General features: G+C 43.6%; 1 protein-coding gene. It reads right to left on the bottom strand.

Features of this window, described 5'->3' with window-relative positions; all coding sequences use genetic code 11:
• Positions 1-297 precede the first annotated feature (297 nt).
• Positions 298-785, bottom strand: a 488-nt coding sequence (locus ACS8FD_RS19405; RefSeq protein WP_439277066.1) for a hypothetical protein, incomplete at its 5' end; no start/stop codon positions are given.

Here is a 785-nt window from a genome sequence, read left to right as displayed (position 1 = left end):
TTAATATTACTAGTCTTACTGATGTTGCTAGTTTTTTAAAAGGAGCCTGCTATCAAAAGGAGTCTTCTATAAGACATATGGTAAGAGCTTAAGTTTTTCTTGTTTGCGTTCGCAAGCATGACAGAGGCTGCAAAAATTTATTACAGTAAGCAGCACTGTCTGGCTTTTAGAGTGAATGGGCTATAAGCGTTCACTTAGGTTGGAGTTGGTAAATAGATAGGTGCGCGATTGCTTTAATACAGGAGGTTTTCAATACAAAGTTATCCCTTGCATTGACGTTTTTTGAGATAAAAGGCTTTAGTTATCAAATCGTAGCCCAGAGGTTTTGATTCCCCAGATGAGTTCCACAAAGGCGCGATTGTTAGTCAGTGGTTCGCCATCGATAATGAGAGCGTAGCCGCCACCATCGATCCACAAAAATACAAAGCTGGTCTCAGGTATTAATAAATCTACTTGCTGAAAGAACGATATCGCTTGGCTTTCAATCGCCCAGCCGCGCTGCTTTTGGCGTAGCATAAATCCAGAAAAATCCGCAGCTGCTACGCTCAGCATATCTGCTTCTTCTTGACTATAACCAATGCGCGCTAGGCAAAATCCTTCATCTGAGCCGATAGCAGCACGGCGCTTGCCAGACAAGCTTGCGACCACATACGGCAAAAACTGATCAAGTGGTAAGTTAGGTGCGGGCAAAAAGGTAGATAGCTTTTCGATAAACCCTTGCTCAACGAAGCTATTTAGCCATCGCTCTGAGTACTCCTCTAACCATCCTGCGACCAGCATCGTCT

This window comes from Psychrobacter sp. 1U2, assembly GCF_051847575.1.
The sequence above is the reverse complement of the archived record's forward strand: the minus strand, read 5'-3'. Positions and strand labels throughout refer to the sequence as shown.